Source organism: Clostridioides sp. ES-S-0006-03, assembly GCF_020662275.1.
Lineage (GTDB): Bacteria > Bacillota > Clostridia > Peptostreptococcales > Peptostreptococcaceae > Clostridioides.
Window position 1 is genome coordinate 70,174 of sequence record NZ_JADGMM010000014.1, and the last position, 17,691, is coordinate 87,864.

General features: G+C 28.4%; 18 protein-coding genes and 4 tRNA genes. 2 read left to right on the forward strand and 20 right to left on the reverse strand.

The window, feature by feature from the left end; translation table 11 throughout:
• Positions 1-32: 32 nt before the first annotated feature.
• From IR151_RS16345 to IR151_RS16370, 6 genes are all read right to left on the reverse strand, one after another.
• Positions 33-215: a hypothetical protein gene (locus IR151_RS16345; protein ID WP_227436513.1), complete on the reverse strand. Its 183-nt coding sequence runs from the start codon at positions 213-215 to the stop codon at positions 33-35.
• Positions 216-773: 558 nt separating this feature from the next.
• Positions 774-1,019 carry a hypothetical protein gene (locus IR151_RS16350; RefSeq protein WP_227436516.1) on the reverse strand — a complete coding sequence of 82 codons (246 nt, stop codon included), beginning with the start codon at positions 1,017-1,019 and terminating at the stop codon, positions 774-776.
• 243 nt (positions 1,020-1,262) lie between these two features.
• Complete coding sequence (gene rlmH / locus IR151_RS16355; RefSeq protein ID WP_227436517.1) at positions 1,263-1,742, reverse strand: 23S rRNA (pseudouridine(1915)-N(3))-methyltransferase RlmH; 480 nt, start codon at positions 1,740-1,742, stop codon at positions 1,263-1,265.
• Between the two features lie 68 nt (positions 1,743-1,810).
• Positions 1,811-3,913: an EAL domain-containing protein gene (locus IR151_RS16360; RefSeq protein WP_227436520.1), complete on the reverse strand. Its 2,103-nt coding sequence runs from the start codon at positions 3,911-3,913 to the stop codon at positions 1,811-1,813.
• 12 nt (positions 3,914-3,925) lie between these two features.
• On the reverse strand, positions 3,926-4,723 hold the full coding sequence (locus IR151_RS16365; protein WP_227436522.1) for an MBL fold metallo-hydrolase: 798 nt from the start codon (positions 4,721-4,723) through the stop codon (positions 3,926-3,928).
• Positions 4,724-4,807: 84 nt separating this feature from the next.
• A complete protein-coding gene (locus IR151_RS16370; protein ID WP_227436524.1) occupies positions 4,808-6,271 on the reverse strand; it encodes a M1 family metallopeptidase in 1,464 nt (487 codons plus the stop codon).
• Positions 6,272-6,395: 124 nt separating this feature from the next.
• On the opposite strand from IR151_RS16370, the gene IR151_RS16375 reads away from it, so the two are divergent.
• Together IR151_RS16375 and IR151_RS16380 are read left to right on the forward strand one after the other, a co-directional pair.
• Complete coding sequence (locus IR151_RS16375; RefSeq protein WP_227436525.1) at positions 6,396-7,454, forward strand: DnaD domain protein; 1,059 nt, start codon at positions 6,396-6,398, stop codon at positions 7,452-7,454.
• 8 nt (positions 7,455-7,462) lie between these two features.
• A complete protein-coding gene (locus tag IR151_RS16380; RefSeq protein ID WP_227436528.1) occupies positions 7,463-8,455 on the forward strand; it encodes an ATP-binding protein in 993 nt (330 codons plus the stop codon).
• A 365-nt stretch (positions 8,456-8,820) separates the two neighbouring features.
• On the opposite strand, the gene IR151_RS16385 is transcribed toward IR151_RS16380, so the two are convergent.
• From IR151_RS16385 to rpsF, 14 genes are all read right to left on the reverse strand, one after another.
• Positions 8,821-8,895 (reverse strand) — tRNA-Thr (locus IR151_RS16385).
• Between the two features lie 26 nt (positions 8,896-8,921).
• A tRNA-Val gene (locus IR151_RS16390) sits at positions 8,922-8,997 on the reverse strand.
• Positions 8,998-9,001: 4 nt separating this feature from the next.
• Positions 9,002-9,076: transfer RNA gene (locus IR151_RS16395), tRNA-Glu, on the reverse strand.
• Between the two features lie 6 nt (positions 9,077-9,082).
• Positions 9,083-9,158, reverse strand: a tRNA-Lys gene (locus IR151_RS16400).
• Positions 9,159-9,465: 307 nt separating this feature from the next.
• Positions 9,466-10,755: an adenylosuccinate synthase gene (locus IR151_RS16405; RefSeq protein WP_227436530.1), complete on the reverse strand. Its 1,290-nt coding sequence runs from the start codon at positions 10,753-10,755 to the stop codon at positions 9,466-9,468.
• 81 nt (positions 10,756-10,836) lie between these two features.
• Positions 10,837-11,145 (reverse strand): hypothetical protein, encoded by a 309-nt coding sequence (locus tag IR151_RS16410; RefSeq protein ID WP_227436532.1) that lies wholly within the window; start codon positions 11,143-11,145, stop codon positions 10,837-10,839.
• A gap of 204 nt (positions 11,146-11,349) precedes the next feature.
• On the reverse strand, positions 11,350-12,678 hold the full coding sequence (gene dnaB, locus IR151_RS16415; RefSeq protein WP_227436535.1) for a replicative DNA helicase: 1,329 nt from the start codon (positions 12,676-12,678) through the stop codon (positions 11,350-11,352).
• Positions 12,679-12,696: 18 nt separating this feature from the next.
• Entirely contained in the window at positions 12,697-13,146 is a 450-nt protein-coding gene (rplI, locus tag IR151_RS16420; protein WP_054275501.1) for a 50S ribosomal protein L9, read from the reverse strand.
• Positions 13,147-15,141: a DHH family phosphoesterase gene (locus IR151_RS16425; RefSeq protein ID WP_227436537.1), complete on the reverse strand. Its 1,995-nt coding sequence runs from the start codon at positions 15,139-15,141 to the stop codon at positions 13,147-13,149. It abuts the gene before it with no gap.
• Positions 15,142-15,151: 10 nt separating this feature from the next.
• Positions 15,152-16,108, reverse strand: a complete 957-nt coding sequence (locus IR151_RS16430) for a YybS family protein (RefSeq protein WP_227436539.1) — start codon at positions 16,106-16,108, stop codon at positions 15,152-15,154.
• A gap of 7 nt (positions 16,109-16,115) precedes the next feature.
• Entirely contained in the window at positions 16,116-16,436 is a 321-nt protein-coding gene (locus tag IR151_RS16435) for a MazG-like family protein (protein WP_227436541.1), read from the reverse strand.
• Positions 16,437-16,577: 141 nt separating this feature from the next.
• Positions 16,578-16,805 carry a 30S ribosomal protein S18 gene (rpsR, locus tag IR151_RS16440; RefSeq protein WP_021386573.1) on the reverse strand — a complete coding sequence of 76 codons (228 nt, stop codon included), beginning with the start codon at positions 16,803-16,805 and terminating at the stop codon, positions 16,578-16,580.
• 18 nt (positions 16,806-16,823) lie between these two features.
• On the reverse strand, positions 16,824-17,258 hold the full coding sequence (locus tag IR151_RS16445; protein ID WP_227436543.1) for a single-stranded DNA-binding protein: 435 nt from the start codon (positions 17,256-17,258) through the stop codon (positions 16,824-16,826).
• 36 nt (positions 17,259-17,294) lie between these two features.
• Positions 17,295-17,573, reverse strand: a complete 279-nt coding sequence (rpsF, locus tag IR151_RS16450) for a 30S ribosomal protein S6 (protein WP_227436544.1) — start codon at positions 17,571-17,573, stop codon at positions 17,295-17,297.
• Between the last annotated feature and the right edge of the window lie 118 nt (positions 17,574-17,691).

The following is a 17,691-nucleotide window of genomic DNA, read 5'->3' on the forward strand; positions in this document are numbered from 1 at the left end:
AAAATGCCAATCTCATATTAACTACAAATAGACTATAATTTACGTATTTGTATACTTTTTATATACTTACTTTTCAAATTTACACAATTTATTTCAAGTAAATACAAACAGGATGGGTTACCTTGTTCTTTAGGCAACCCATCCTTCATTAAGTATATTATCACATCATCATTTATTTGTATCTCTATGCTATCTATTTCTCTTTTCTTATTCATTATTACCTTTGAAACACTGCTCCATTATAAATCCAACAGAGCATATATTTTGCTACAATTTTATAAAATAATATTAAATTAGAGTTAATTGTTCATTGTTACTTGTTTCGTCAATATCTTGTTCTCTAAATAAATCATGTCCAGGTAAAATAGCTAAGTCATCTTCACACAATTCCTTAGCTTTTTTACTATTAATTTATTCTAGCTGTTATAAATCCAGCATAATCATCTTTTAAGTCGTACTCATAGCTTTCTTAATCTATGAAGTTACTACTTAACACATCTTTTAAGTTATCACCTAAATTATTTTTAATTATTTTGAAATAATCACTAGGTACTTTATTTAATATAGTTCTACTGTTATTCAGATTAATTATACATATATTTCCATTACAGTTAATTTAATTTTTATTAAACCCTTTATTTTTCAAATAATCTTTTGGGAAAATGTGATGATATTCATTTTTATTGACTATAGACAGTACTGACTGTGTATTTATTAGAGCTCCGTCCAGTAAGCTTCTAAGGTTGTTCCTAGAAAGAATAAGAGCATATGTTTTACTTAATGCATTTCTTAATGCAAATGAAATATGTTAACTGTAATGAATAAGGCAAATATCCATGACTAGTTAAAGGTAGTTCTGTTGTTATAAAGTCTACAGCATGTAAATATGCTTTCTTGCATTTCTCCGCAATATTTTTTAATTCCTCTGATGATAAATTTCTTAATTTATTCATTTCTTCTTTAGTTACACCTAAACCGACACAAGATGCTAAGTTTCTTAAAATTTCAACTTCAGCCACTTTTTCAAAGTTTTTCTCTTCTAAATCAGACCTCACCTAATTTATTATTTTATACTTCATTGTTTAATCCCTCTTTATCTACTTATTTATCTATATTTTAATCAATTTCGATACTTTACTAAATCTAATCTGATAATTTATATCAAAATACTATATATTATTTGTACTTTAACTTATTATATACCTGTAAAATAAAAGTAGCCTTAACCAACTTATTTCAGTGGTTAAGACTAACGTGCTCCCTTACTTATGATATGGTTCTCCATTATTTATCCTATAAGCCCTATAAATCTGCTCTAATAATATCAACCTCATCATCTGATGAGGAAAAGTCATCCTAGAAAAAGATAATCTATAATCAGCCCTAGCCAAAACATCATCAGAAAGCCCTAGAGAACCTCCAATTATAAAACAAAGACTACTGTTACCTCTAACTGCTAAATCACTCATAGTCTTAGCCAGTTCTTCGGAAGACAAATTCTTTCCATCAATAGCAAGAGCTATAACATAGCTGTTATGCTTTATCTTACCTAAAATCTTCTTTCCCTCTTTATCTTTTATAATTTCCATTTCCTTAGCACTTAAATTTTCGGGAGCTTTTTCATCATCTAACTCTATAATTTCCAACTTGCAATACTTAGAAAGCCTCTTTCTAAATTCATCAATACCTAACTTTAAATATTTTTCTTTAATTTTACCTACTACAACTATACTTATATTCATATACTTCTCCTAAACTTAATCTTATTACAAATTTATATACTAATATGACTTACAAACTATTAGTAAGACTATTTAGCAAGTTCTCGATTTGCATAATCTATAAACTCCTCAAAAGGTATAGCTTTACTATAATAATATCCTTGATATATTTCACATCCTAAGTCATACAACTTATCTCTCTGATTTAAATTTTCAACATACTCCACGATTATATCAAAATCTAGGTTTTTTGAAAGATTTACAATAGACATTATGATTTCACTACTTCTTTTGTTTGTAAGTATCTCTTTAACAAGTGAACCATCTAACTTAACTATATCAAAATTATTATTTTGGAGGTATACAAGGGAACTGTGTCCCATTCCAAAATCATCCATAATAAGCTTTATACCCAAATCATGTATTGCATTTATTCGATCTATAATTATCTGAGAACCTGACAATGCAACCTGCTCTGTGATTTCTATACCAAGCATATTAGGGTTGATATTATTATTCTCAATTATATTTTTTATTTGCTCTGGTAAATTAGGAGCATTAAGTTGGTCTGGAGATATATTTACAGAAAATTTAATAGGATTTATTAATAAGTTTTCACTTTTCTTTAAATCAACACATGCTTTATTAATAATATACTCTCCAAGTTCATCTAAAAAACCTTCTTCTTTAGCTAAAAGTATAACAAGTGGCGGATAAATAAATCCACCTATTGAATGCCTCCACCTAAGTAACCCCTCTGCTCCTACAATATTCCCATCATAATTAACTTGTGGTTGATAAAAAATCTCTATATCTTCTTTTTTCATAGCAAACTTTAAATCTGATGCTAGCATTTTTGATATTGAACCTATTTTTCCACTATGATTTAAAATATTTGGTTGTTCTCCTGTTAATTCGCATTTTTTTACTAAATTTGTTAAATTTTCTATATTATTTTTAAACATGTAAATATATCTATTTTGTGACATCTTTATAAATGGAATATAAATCATAACTCCTACACACAAATTAAACAATTGCAACAAACTTCCTCTTATTGAATCTGTAGCCATATATCCACTTAAAAATATAGGTGATGTCCATTCTACTGCAGAAACTGTACAAGGTACAATACCTGTAGACATAGCTACATAACTTGTAATTGTTAGAATCATAGGTGTAATTATAAATGGTATAAACATGATGTAGTTAAAAACAATTGGAATCCCAAAAACTAGCATCTCATTTATATTAAAAAGAGCTGGTATTGAAGCAATTTTAGCCAGCTTTCTTACATTTATACGTTTCTCACTAAGAAAAATGGCAATTACTAAACACAACAAAGCTCCACATCCACCAAATAAAACCATTGTATCAAAAAAAGTCTTAGTAAAAATTTCTGTTGGTAATTGATTATTATTAACTAAATTTATGTTAATTGCCATCCCATTTTCAAATAAATTTTTTGCAACTGTGTCAAGTACATTACTTCCATGAATACCAAAGAACCACATAAAATGCATTAGAAATATAAATAGCAAAGCACTCATAAGGTTTCTTCCCATACTATTAAATATATTTGAAAATAAATTATAAAATATATCTTGAAAATTTGAACTTCCAATTAGATTTATTACTATTACACGCAAAATAGAAAATAAAAATACTACAGTTATAAATGGAATTATAGCTGAAACCACCATATTAAAATCAGCATCAGCCCCCTCTGTATGAAACTTTACACTTGTTATAAAAGACTCTGTGAGCTTTACAAATAACATAGAAGACGTTATGGAAACAATAATAGCTGTAAACAACCACTTTGTTTTAAATATCTCCACATAAGAATCTATTTCACTACCATGTGAAAATACTAAAAAAGAGCACATTGCAACTATAGGAACAAGTACTGTATACTTGCTCCCATAGATTTTTCCATAGCTATAACTTATTGTCAACAATATTATTAATGAGATAATTCCTAAGGTAGAATCATTTATAAATGTAAGCATATTTAAAATCTCACCATTAAATAAACTTGCTATATATTCTTGATAAATTTTTATTGGAAGATTCAAAATAACAAGTGCAATTGAACCAGTCATAATAGCAGGTATTGCTAAAATCATCCCTTGCTTTATAGAATATAAGATTTTATTATCCTCAACATTTTCGAAATTTCTTTTTAGCAAAGTTATTCACCTCTACTTCATCTTATAAACATTAGAAACATCATTGCGTGATAATACATCTAGTTTTACATCTTGCCCAACTACTATATCGTTTGATGCTAATACTCCCTTTGAAGTTTCATATGCCAATTCTGGAAAATTATTTTCTTTACTTAAATGTGCTAATAATATAGATTCTGTACCTTTATCAATAAGTTCAACACAGAAATTTGCTGCATCTTCATTAGATAAATGTCCTGTATCTGACATTACTCTTTTCTTTAAAGCATATGTATATGAACCCATCATAAGCATATTAGGGTCATAATTTGATTCTAATACCACTAATTTAGATTTATATAGATGTTTTTTTATATTTTCAGTAATACACCCTATATCAGTAGCTATAGACATTTTTTCATCGTTTTCTGTATAGAAATTATATCCAACTGGGTCAGCTGCATCATGTTCTATTGAAAAAGGTCTTACTATAACATCTCCTAATGAATAAGTTTTATCATTTTCAAAGACCTTCATATTTTTGTCCTTAATATCACCAAGCTTGTCTTTCATAGAACACCATGTCTTTATATTAGCAAACACTGGTATGTCAAACTTTCTTGACAATATACCTGCCCCTTTTATATGGTCAATATGCTCATGAGTTATAAATATCCCTTTTAATTTATCTGAATCTACTCCAATGTCTTTAAGACCTGTAGTTATTCTCTTTCCACTTAATCCTGCATCTACCAGTATATTAGTATTTTTATATCCTATATAGTGGCAATTTCCACTACTACCACTTCCCACTGAACAATACTTTAGCATTATTTCACCTCTTTTTCTGCCTTATAAATTATATTATACCAAAAAAACAGAGTATTAAATAAAATTTAATACTCTGTACGAAATTTACTTGTATTCACTTATAATCTTATTTATATCTACCCCTTTACTGTTCCATAACTCTACAAAAGCTCTTCCATTGGCATTTTTATGTTTGTATTTATTGTAATATTCATTTAATGTTTCAAAGAATACCTTATCTCCAACTTCTTTTCTTACTTCATTAAAAGCTGTTGCTCCTTTTGTATAAACATTTAAACTGTATTCAGTAGAATTTTTATACTCATTTGATGGTTTAAATATGTTTTCACTCAAATAACTCTTTGTTTGTATTTGCATAGTTTTTATAAGTTTATTTGCCATTTCTTTTCCATATTTTTGTTCAAAATAAACTATTGTAGAATATTCAGTAAGTGCTTCATCTAACCAAGGTTCACTTATTTCATCATTTCCAACAGCAGAATACCACCATTGATGCGCTGTTTCATGTGCTATAACATACTCAAGTAAAAACTCATTTTTTTCATTATATAAGCTTTGGTCTATCATAACAAGCATTGGATATTCCATTCCACCTATAAAGAAATCACTTGCTACAACAGAATATTCTTTATATGGGTATTTGCCAAACAACTCACTAAATATATTTATTGAATCTTTTGCAATCTCTGTTGCTCTGCTAGAAAGTTTCTTATTTAAATTGTATGTACTAATAGCTACACCCTTTGAGTCAACTTTATTTACATCAAATTTACTACTTAATATAAATGCAAAATCCCTAACGTTTTCAGCTTCTATCTCATACAACATTTTCTTGTTATCATGTTTGTCATTAACAAGTTTACCTGTATGAGCAATCTTATACTTATTTGGAATCAATAGTTTCACATGAAAATCACTAGTTTCACTATAAAATGGGTCCCCAATAGTTTCATAACTCTTTAGATTCCATCCTCTTTCATCATTAACACAAGCTATAGGAAACCAATTAGTAATATTTATAGTGTTTTCTCCATATCCAAACCTTCCCACTGAGTTTGGTATTTTTACGTTATATTTTATATCCAGAGATATCTTTTCATTTGGCTTTAACTCTTTCCCCAATTCTATTTCTAGTATATCATTTTTATCTCCTTTGATTTTATATTCCATTTTACTGCTATTATTTAGTATGTTTTTTATATCTATATATCCTTCATTGAATCCATTAGGATAGGCTCTTGTCATCTCACCTTTTTCAAAAGGAGCAAATTCTTTTTTAGAAAAAGCATTCGGATATATATGGAAATATATTTTATCCATGTTTGATTTTGTCTTATTTATGTACTCAACACTCTGATTGCACATTAACCTCTTAGTTTCATCATCAAATATAACATCCATATTATATTGATTTATCTTTGAATTAGATTTTTCTTTGTACGTTTCTAAACTGTCATCCTTTTCTATGAAGCAACCTATTATTAGTACCATAAATAAAATTGCTACTGATAATGTTCTTCTTACTTTTTGGTTGAATTTTATAACCAAAATATCTCCTCCTTTTTAAAATGAATACTTTTAGAAAATATTTACATGCTAATCTTATGACCTTTTATTTGTTTACAACCAAATGTAATACAAAAAATGATATAATTTAATCTGAGGTGATAAAATGTTTTTCAAAGAAAGCAATGAAATAGATTTAGGTGAAATCACTATTCCCAATATCTTTATAGATATATTTATGCCAATGGCGGATGGGTTATACGTAAAAGTTTATCTTTTAGGCTATAGACAGGCATGTGATATTACTTCTAATCCTAAGTTTGACAATAGCTCAATAGCCAAGAACCTAAATATACCTTTGTCTGATGTACTATCTGCTTGGAAATTCTGGGAAGAAAAAAAGATTATAAAAATACATGATAATGGAGAATATGATAATTTTAATTATTCAATAGAATTTTTAGATTTAAAAAATTTCTATATCGAAAATATATTAGGTAATAATTCATCTGTAAAATCTAATACAGATAAAGTTGTATCTACTTCTGAAAATCCAAGTATTAGAAAGATGTTCAATTCTATAAATAAAATAGTTGGTCGATATCTTGACCCAAGTGAAAAAATAAGTATTATGGATATAATGAATAAATACAACATGGGCCCTGATATGATACTTTGTGCTTATGAATATGTTAAAGATAAAACTGGTACATCTAAACCAGTTAAATACATCGAAGGCATTATTAGAAACTGGTATGATTCAAATTTATATACCCCAAAAGATGTTGAAGACAGCTTCTTGATTAGAAGTGAACGATATATTTTATATAAAACTATTTTCAATGAATTGGGATTTTCAAGACAAGCAACGAAATCAGAAAAAGAACTCATGGATGCTTGGTTTGATAAATTTGACATGGATATGGACTTAATAGTAAATGCATGTTCTAAATCTAAGAATATACCAAACCCAAGTATATCTTATATAAATGGAATAATTAAAAATTGGCACGAAAAAAATATAAAAAATTTAAATGATTTAAAGCAAAAAGAGGAAGAACGTATAGTTAAGGAGAATATTAATAAGAAGCAGATTAATACTACTCAAAACAACAATACTTACAAGAAAACTAAGTTTCATAATTTCAACGAAACATTTACTCAATATACATCTGATGAACTCGATGAAATTATTAAAAAAAGTCAAAAAGAAAAGTTTAAGTAGGTGATTAAATGAATGAAGATAAAATAAGAAAAATACTGGCTAAATATGCCAATAAAAGAGATAAAAATGAGCTACTATTGGAACATAGAAAAAATGAGGTCTATAATAGAATTCCTGAGATAAAATCTATAGATGATGATATTTCTAAAATAGGTCTTAACTTAGCTAAAACAGTTCTTTTAAATCCTAAATCTAAAGATGAAATTGTAAATGAGTCTAAGAAAACTATAGAATCTTTAAAATTGAGAAAAGAAGAACTTTTAGTTAAAAACAACATATCTCTTGATTACTTAGAAATAAAGTTTCAATGTGACTCTTGTAAAGACAAAGGATTTTTACCTAATGGTGAAAAATGTTCTTGTCTAAAACAAGAAATTGTAAATGAGGCTTATAAGATGTCTAATTTAGATAGAATTTTAAGTCAGGAAAATTTTTCGAATTTTAACTTGAATATATTTTCTCCTAAGAAGAGTCCTGATGGAGAAATATCTCCAAGAGAAAATATGTTAAATAATCTAAGTATCTGCGAAAATTTTGTTCATGACTTTAAGGTAGATAATAGTGAAAACTTATTGTTTTATGGTTCTACTGGACTAGGTAAAACATATATGTGTAACTGTATTGCAAAAGAATTGTTAGACAAAGGTAATGTTGTAATTTATCAAACATCTTTTAGAATTTTAGATATTCTTGAAGACTATAAATTTAGAAGAGACCCAAACAATCAAATAAGTGAAGAAAATTATAAAAACTTGTTTGATTGTGATTTATTAATAATAGATGACCTTGGTACTGAACTTAATAATTCTTTTACTAGTGGAGAAATTTTCAATATTGTAAACACAAGACTTGTTGCTGGTAAAAAGATTATTATATCAACCAACTTAACACCATCTCAAATAGGAAATACTTATACTCAAAGAATTCTATCTAGGATTTTAGATAAGTTTAGAATTTTAGAATTTACTGGAGATGATTTGAGATGGGAGAGATTTAAATAACGTAGCCCTTAAAAAACATTTTTTTATTTTTAAATAGAGAGGTAAGAACATACTTGCTTCTCTGTTTAAAACTTATACTATATAATCACATTATCCATTCAGTTTTTCTAATTATATTCCTAATATACTTTTTAATATACTAATCATTTATCTAGTTTGTAATTTTATATATATTAATATCATTCTTAATATATTGCATTATTTAAATTTATTATAGTACATTTATAGACTCTGTTTCTAAATATATGATATTGTATAATATTTAAAAATTTAATTATAATTAATTTTTGACGCAATTAAAAAAAAGATACCTAAAAGTATCCTGTAGCATAGAAAATTATATTAATTTACATGTATGTATTTTGTGGAGCTGGTGATAGGAATCGAACCTACAACCTGCTGATTACAAGTCAGCTGCTCTACCGTTGAGCCACACCAGCATATATAGTATTTTTCATCTAAAAACTGGTGGGACTAACAGGGCTCGAACCTGTGACCCCCTGCTTGTAAGGCAGGTGCTCTCCCAGCTGAGCTATAGTCCCATATTGGTGACTCGTAGGGGAATTGAACCCCTGTTACCGCCGTGAAAGGGCGGTGTCTTAACCTCTTGACCAACGAGCCATGATTTGGTGATCTATCCGCGACTCGAACGCGGGACACCCTGATTAAAAGTCAGGTGCTCTACCGACTGAGCTAATAGACCACATTTTTTCGACTTTTTTCGTCGTTTCTTTCACTCACAAGTTATATTATAACTGCTGTATAACTTTTAGTCAACAGTTTTTTTTATTTTTTTTAGTATATAATTAAAATAATCCTGAATCATTGATTTTCAACAAAATCATCTAAATAAGACATCTAAGTCAAGGGTACAAATTCGACCTTAATTTTATTAAAATATACATAAATAATTTTAACTCAATATAAAAGAGCATCTCTAATAATTATAAGTATTATCTTGAGATACTCTTTTTTTAATCATTTATAATTTAAATCACTTACTTAAGATACTAAGCAAATATGTTTTTTCTTATTATAGTTTGAGCTCTATTAGGCCCAACAGAAACCATATCTACACTTACTCCAATCAACTCTTCTATTTTAGCAATATATTTCTTTGCATTTTCTGGAAGGTCATCAAAATTGTCTACTTGAGTTATATCTTCATTCCATCCATCTAATTCTTCATATATAGGTTCACATTTTGCTAAATCATCTAATGAAGCTGGGAAATCTGTTATTATTTTATCGTCCATTTTATAAGATGTACAAACTTTAATTTTGTCAAATCCAGTTAACACATCTAATAACATAAATGAAATACTAGTTAATCCATTAACTCTAGCTGCATATTTTACTATAACAGCATCAAACCACCCGCATCTTCTTGGTCTACCAGTAGTTACTCCAAATTCATGCCCTTGTTCTCTTATCTTATCACCAGTCTCATTTATTTGTTCTGTAACAAATGGACCTTCTCCAACTCTTGTAGTATAAGCTTTTACTATACCAACAACATCCTTTATCATATTTGGTCCTATACCTGCACCAATAGCAAATCCTCCAGATATTGGATGAGAAGATGTAACAAATGGATAAGTTCCTAAGTCTAAGTCTAATAAAGTACCTTGTGCTCCTTCAAATAACACTTTTTTACCTGCTTTTACTGCATCATATACAATAACTGATGTATCTGCTACATATTTTTTTATTTGTTCTGCGTACCCAATATATTCATTATATATAGCTTCAAAATCAAATAATTCTTCTTTTCCATATATGTTTCTAACTAATTTGTTTTTAGCTTCTATCTGAGCCTTTAATTTTATGGCAAATTTATCTTTATCCATTAAATCACATATTCTGATTCCAGATCTCTCTGTCTTATCCATATAGCAAGGTCCAATACCTTTTTTTGTCGTACCTATCTTTAAATCGCCTCTAGCTTCTTCTGATAATGCATCTAGCTCTTTATGGTATGGGAATATAACATGAGCTCTATCGCTAATTTTTATGTTTTCTGTATTTATATTATCTGCTTTAAACATTTCTAATTCTTCTAAGAATCCTTTAGGGTCAAATACTATTCCATTTCCGATTATGTTCACTGTCTTTGGATTTAAAACTCCAGATGGAATTAAGTGTAATGCATATTTTTTACCTTCAACAACTAATGTATGACCTGCATTATTTCCACCTTGTCCTCTTACTACTACATCTGCTTGAGTAGCAAGATAATCGATAACTTTACCTTTACCTTCATCTCCCCATTGAGAACCAACAATTGCAACTGTTTTCATGTAATTCACCTCTATATTTTATATACTCTCGAACGCTTTACTTATTTATTCTATCAAATATTCGTATTTTTTTCAACTTTTTTAACGTTCTCCAATATTTAACAGATACTCTTCTATTTTTGAAAAGTCATCTATTTTTTTAATTTCTGTGCTATTTTTTATAACTTTTTCTATAAACTTGTCCACGTCTAAAAGTTTTTCTAATTTACATACATTAATTATATTTCCAAAGTTTGTATTAGTCATGTTTATATGATATTGATTGTCCACAATACTAGCATAAACAACAATTGATTCTTTTAAATTATTATCAACTATCCTAAATAAGTTTATTTCATCAAGTACTTTAATTATATTGGGATATATACATTTTAAGCTTATTTTTTCCATATTATTCCTCCTGATAATTAATACTTATACACAGATAAAGCAAGCTAAAAGCTTGCTTTATCTACTTATTCACACTTATCAACAGGCTATCTGTGGATAGTGTGGATAATTTTTTAGCTAAATTTCAAGGTTTAGACATATTTAGTGACATGTATCCACATTTTTCCTGTAGAAAGAAAGGATGTTCTGTGGATATTAGTTAAATTATAGGTCTCTCAACTTATCCCCAAATCTTTGAACCTCACCAAGCCAAACTAGTTCCACAGAACCAGTTTCACCATGTCTATTTTTTGCTATTATTATTTCTCCTATATTTTTACTCTCAGAATCAGCATGATAGTATTCATCTCTATACAAAAACATAACTATATCTGCATCCTGCTCAATTGCTCCAGATTCTCTTAAATCAGATAACATAGGTCTATGGTCTGCTCTTTGCTCTGGGGCACGTGATAACTGAGATAATGCTACTACAGGACAATTTAATTCTTTTGCTAATACTTTTAATGACCTTGATATTTTAGATATTTCTTGTTGTCTACTTTCATTATTACCTTCACCTTCCATAAGTTGAAGATAATCTATAAGCACTAAATCTAGACCTTTTTCTATCTTTAACTTTCTGCACTTTGACCTTAATTCTGATATTTTTATTCCAGGAGTATCATCTATGTGTATTTTTGCATCTGACAGTACTGCCATTGCATCTATAATCCTAGGCCAATCATTATCATTAAGTGTTCCAGTCTTTATCTTTTTCAATTCTACACTAGATTGCGAAGATAGCATACGTTGTACTAACTGTTCTTTTGACATCTCTAAACTAAACACAGCTACAGAAGCATCTCCTTTTAAAGCTGCATTTTGTACTAAATTTAAAGAAAAGGCCGTTTTACCCATTGCAGGTCTTGCCGCAACTAATATTAAATCTGTTCTTTGAAGACCATTTATTTTTTTATTTAAATCTTTAAAACCAGTAGTTATACCAGTTACATCGCTTTTATTTGTATATAATTTTTCTATCATATCATAGGCATCCATCAAAACTAAGTTTATAGATTTAAAATCGTCACTAGTTTTTTCCTGTGATATATCAAATATTCTCTTTTCAGCTTGTTCCAAAACATCTTCAATTTTCGTTGCTCCACTATATCCTAGATTTATTATTTCATTAGATGCTTTTATAAGCTTTCTAAGTACAGACTTTTCTTTTACTATATCAGCATAGTATTTTACATTTGAAGTTGTTGGCACTATTGTAGAAAGACTTGTAATATAACTGATTCCTCCAATATCATTAAGATGCCCTTGTTTTCTTAGCTCTTCTGTCAATGTTATTAAGTCTATAGGCTCACCTTTATTGCTTAAAGTTATCATACATTCATATATTATTTTGTGAGCCTCTTTATAGAAGTCACCAGGCCTTATAGTTTCTGTAACTGTTATTATAGCATCTTTGTCTAGCAGTATAGAACCTAATATTGACTGCTCTGATTCTACACTGTGAGGAGGAATTCTCGTCATGTCTTCCATCTTTATCACCTCTAGTTATTACTGTTTTTCTTTTACATCTACTCTTATTTTAGTAGTTACTTTTTGATGTATTTTTATTTCTACAAATGTTGAACCTAAAGTTCTTATTGGTTCATCTAATAAAATCTTTCTTTTGTCTACATCTATATCTTTTTGTTTCTTCAATTGCTCAGCTATCTCTTTGGCTGTTATTGAACCAAATAATCTTCCACCTTCACCTGATTTTGAATATATTTCTATATTAATTTCTTCCATTTGTTTTCCTAGTAAAACAGCTTCTTCATATTCTTTTTGAGCTTTTATTTCTTTAGATTTATTCTTTTCATTTAATTCCTTGATTGCTACACTATCTGCTTGCACAGCCATTTTCTTAGGAAATAAGAAATTTCTTGCATATCCATCACTTACTTCTTTCATTTCCCCTTTTTTACCAGTTCCTTTTACATCTTTTAATAATATAACTTTCATCTATTCTTCCTCCTCTAAATACTCCTCTATTATTTTATTTACTATCTTGTAAGCTTCTTTTAGAGAAACATTTTTTAACTGTGCACCAGCTATATCTATATGTCCCCCGCCTCCTAATTTTTCCATAAGTACATGTACATTTATTTGCCCCAAAGACCTTGCACTTATAAATATAGTATCATCTTTTTCTCCTAATACAAAGGAGGCTTCTACTTCTTTTATATTTAATAGCTCATCAGCAGTTTGAGCTATTATGACGTTTATACTATCTATTTCTGTACTTGAATATGCTAGACATATTCTATTATTAATTATCTTTGTACTTTGAATTATTTCAGCCTTTATTATAAAATCTTTTACATCAGAATTGAAAAACTTCTTGACTTCTATTGTATCTGCTCCAACTTTTCTAAGGTAAGAAGCAGCTTCAAATGTCCTCACACCTGTTTTAAATGCAAAGTTTTTAGTATCTAAGCTTATTCCTGCTAAAAGACCTTCAGCTGTAAGTTTATTGATTGTTACCTCTTCATCCATATACTGAACTAATTCTGTAACCATTTCACATGTTGAAGATACATATATTTCATGGAATAAAAGCACTGCATCATTTATAAACTCTACACCTCTTCTATGATGGTCTATTACTACTACCTTCTCTGATAACTTTAAGAGTTCTTCACATTCAGTATAATTAGGTCTATGAGTATCAACTACAACAACTAGTGTATTTTTAGTACAGTTATCAATAGCCTCCTCTTTTCCAATAAACAACTTCTTATAATAATTACTTTCATTTATTTTGTTTATAAATATCTCTATAGATTCATTTACAGATTGTAAAACTATATTTGCTGTCTTATTGCAAGATTTACATATATCATAAACCCCAACTGCGGCTCCCATAGCGTCCATGTCAGGATATTTATGACCCATTATATAAACATGATCGCTTTCTTGTATAACCTCTCTCAGAGCATGACCTATAAGTCTAGATTTTACTTTTGTTTTCTTTTCTACAGCCTTAGACTTTCCACCATAAAATACAAACTTATCTTTTGTCTTTACAACAGCTTGGTCTCCTCCTCTACCAAGTGCTAAATCAAGAGCACCTGTAGCAAGTTTTAGGTTCTCATTTAATGTATCTCCATCTATACCAATTCCTATACTTATTGTAACAGGAAGATTATTTCCATAATCAATATGTCTTATTGTATCTAAAATAGAAAACTTCTCAGCTTCCAATTTTTTTAACTCTTTTTTATGCATTACCAAGAAGAATTTATCTTTTGAAGTCCTTCTCAAAGCACCATTTGAATTTAATTCTAAAGCAGAAAGTATTTTTTCTACTTCAACATTAATTAAAGCTCTCTTATCTTCTGCTGCACTTTTTAATACTTCATCATATCCATCTACTTGTATTAACATCATTGCATCTTTTTCATCATCATAATCTTGTTTTACTTGTAAATATTCTGTCTTATCTATCCAGTATAATATCATTAAATATTTAGGATTTTTTTCTTGATCATTTTTTATAACATTATAAACTATTGTATATTCTCTATCCTTATAGTTTATTTCAGTGTACATCTCTTTATTTTCATTTAATACTTTTCTTAAATTAAGATTTTTAACTATATCTTCTATATTTTTATCAAGTAAATCTTTTTGACCAATCATATCATAAAACTTTCCATTATACCATGATATATTTCCATCAAATTCTAGAATACATAGTGGTATTGGAAGATTTATTATAGCTTTCTTAGTTGTTTCATCTATATCTAAAGATAAATTTTGAATATACTCTGTCCATTCATGACGTCTAATATTAGTTGTTCTCCAATTGTGAAAAACCATATATGCAAAAATACAGAAAAATAAACACCCTACATACAAGTTGTAATAAAGCAAAATTATACTAGAAATACCAATAATAATTATATATAAATTTATTTCTGGCATATTTAATTTAAAGGTTTGTTTATTACTCATTTCTATCCTCCTAAGTGGATTTATAACTTCTCACCTTTCTAAAGTCAATTATACTATCTACCATACCAACAAAAGATATTCCCATAAATCCAAATAAACATAAAATTATCCCTGAAAGAAACATAATTTTATTTGGCCCTTGTCTTATCCATTTCTTTAAATAATAAATACAAACTGCTATTCCTTGAATTACAAACATTAAGTTAAAAACTAGCTGTAAATTAGTCATTATTAATTCTGTATATAATTTTGAGCCAATAATTTCAATAAATAAGACTAATAAATAAAGTAAAAAAGTTGTGACTATAGCATTTCCTGGTAAATAAAAGTCAGCAAATTTAGGAAATCTTATATTCAAATTTGTAATCCTTTTGATAAAGAATACGCTTAAATAATATGTTACAAATGCTGATAATAAACCTTGTAAGAATAACATCATTGGTAGCATATTTGTAAAATAACTTACAATTTCATCTGGCTTCATTTTATCAAATACTTTAAGCTCAGTTGCAGAAAAACTATTTTTTTGAATATTTACAATTTCTGTTATCATTTTAGAAACTTCATCTAATAAATTTACATTTAAAAATGTCTTCAATACAAAGAAATACACAACCATTGCAAGCACAAATATTATTGTTCCTCCATATATTGGTTCAAATTTATTACTATCTTCTTGCTCAAAACTTCTCTTTAGCATCTTTCCTATTGCTATGCCTGGCAAAGAATACATTATACATATATTTAATGCATACGAAATGTCTGCAAATAAAACTAGCACACAAAATGTAATCAAAATAGATAAAAAAGAATACTTTTTATCAGTGATGGCACCTATAATTACATATGGGACAGCTGCTAATATGCTAAACATTCCTAGCATTGGAATATAGGCTATTACTAAAGCAATTATTATAGCTAAAACTATTATAGACATGGCTTTAGATAGTCTAATTTTATTATTCAATTTAATATCACTCCCTATTATCCATATGTTTTTTTAAGTTAGATAAATCTCCATACCATCTTTCAACACTATGGTCTTCCTCTATACCAATTTTTATTTTTTCCTTGACTTTATAATCTACGTCTCTAAAACTAATTCCTAATCTCTTTGCTAAGAGATATGTTATCATTATTATATTTGCTAGAGTATCTTGAATTGCCTCATCTAAAGGTTTTACCCCTTTAAATAATAAGTTAAACAAATCACTTACACTCATTAATATTTCTGTTTTCATCCACTCTATTATCTTTATGTTTCTTGTTATCTCAGAACCTTTATCTATTTTCACGTTTGCAACCCTCCTTAATATATAATATTATATCATAAATAATAATATATTTAAGTATATAAACAAAAAAACGAGCGTTATAGCTCGTCTCATTTACTTATATAAATATCTATAATAAAAAATGAGCACAAGGCTCATTTTTTAATCTAATGTATATGGTAAAAGTGCTATATTTCTTGATCTTTTTATAGCAACTGTTAATTCTCTTTGATGCTTAGCACAAGTTCCAGATATTCTTCTTGGTAATATCTTTCCTCTTTCAGTTATATACTTTTGTAATCTCTGAGTACTTTTGTAATCTATTTTAGCGTTTTTGTCAGCACAAAATTGACAAACTCTTTTTTTCTTACGTCTTTTTTTATTCATCATGACTTTTTTCCCTCCTTTTTAAAATGGTATATCGTCATCATCTATAGCTTGGAAACCTTGTGGGTCTAACCCTTGAGGTTCAAAGCTTGGCTCAAAAGCTGGAGCACTCTCTTTATATGAATTTTCCGATTTATTCTTGCTATCTAAAGCTTGTACCGATCTAGTACTTACTTTTGTAAAAGTTCTTTTTTCGCCTGATTGTGTCTGATAATTGTCTACTCTTATCGATCCTTGAAGTGCAACTAATCTACCTTTAGTTATGTAGTTGGCACAAAATTCAGCGGATTTACCCATTACTTCAACAGGTATAAAATCAGTTTCTTTAGATCCATCTTTTTTTACATAGTCTCTATCAATGGCTATTGTAAATGATGCCACTGGTGTTCCTGTACCTGGGATGTATCTTAATTCAGGGTCTTTAGTTAACCTTCCCACTAATACAACTTGATTCATAAAAACACCACCTATTTTTTATAATAAAACTAGTTGTTAAGCAACAACTATCATGTGTCTTATTACGTTTTCATTTATCTTTAAGTTTCTGTCTATTTCTTTAGGAACGTCTACTGCTGATTTGAAGTTAACTAACACATAGAAACCTTCTGTAAACTTAGCTATTGGATAAGCTAATTTTTTAGTTCCCCAAGTATCAACTTTAACTATTTCTCCTTCAGTTGCAACAACTTCCTTAACTTTGTTTAGTACAGCTTCTCTTGTTTCTTCATCAGAGTTTGGCTTTACTACATAAACTAATTCATAATTTCTCACTATAATTCACCTCCCTTTGGACTTAACGGCTCTACACTCTTAGAGCAGAGAAATGAGACTAAAATCTCATACCTACACATTTTATCATTTTTTCTTATTTATGTCAATTTAAATTTTG

Bases quoted from the DNA above. Each gene is read 5' to 3' on its own strand.
- IR151_RS16345 (WP_227436513.1), bottom strand. From the start codon at position 215: ATGAATAAGAAAAGAGAAATAGATAGCATAGAGATACAAATAAATGAT.
- rlmH (WP_227436517.1), bottom strand. From the start codon at position 1,742: ATGAATATAAGTATAGTTGTAGTAGGTAAAATTAAAGAAAAATATTTA.
- IR151_RS16365 (WP_227436522.1), bottom strand. From the start codon at position 4,723: ATGCTAAAGTATTGTTCAGTGGGAAGTGGTAGTAGTGGAAATTGCCAC.
- IR151_RS16375 (WP_227436525.1), top strand. From the start codon at position 6,396: ATGTTTTTCAAAGAAAGCAATGAAATAGATTTAGGTGAAATCACTATT.
- IR151_RS16380 (WP_227436528.1), top strand. From the start codon at position 7,463: ATGAATGAAGATAAAATAAGAAAAATACTGGCTAAATATGCCAATAAA.
- IR151_RS16405 (WP_227436530.1), bottom strand. From the start codon at position 10,755: ATGAAAACAGTTGCAATTGTTGGTTCTCAATGGGGAGATGAAGGTAAA.
- IR151_RS16410 (WP_227436532.1), bottom strand. From the start codon at position 11,145: ATGGAAAAAATAAGCTTAAAATGTATATATCCCAATATAATTAAAGTA.
- dnaB (WP_227436535.1), bottom strand. From the start codon at position 12,678: ATGGAAGACATGACGAGAATTCCTCCTCACAGTGTAGAATCAGAGCAG.
- rplI (WP_054275501.1), bottom strand. From the start codon at position 13,146: ATGAAAGTTATATTATTAAAAGATGTAAAAGGAACTGGTAAAAAAGGG.
- IR151_RS16425 (WP_227436537.1), bottom strand. From the start codon at position 15,141: ATGAGTAATAAACAAACCTTTAAATTAAATATGCCAGAAATAAATTTA.
- rpsR (WP_021386573.1), bottom strand. From the start codon at position 16,805: ATGATGAATAAAAAAAGACGTAAGAAAAAAAGAGTTTGTCAATTTTGT.
- IR151_RS16445 (WP_227436543.1), bottom strand. From the start codon at position 17,258: ATGAATCAAGTTGTATTAGTGGGAAGGTTAACTAAAGACCCTGAATTA.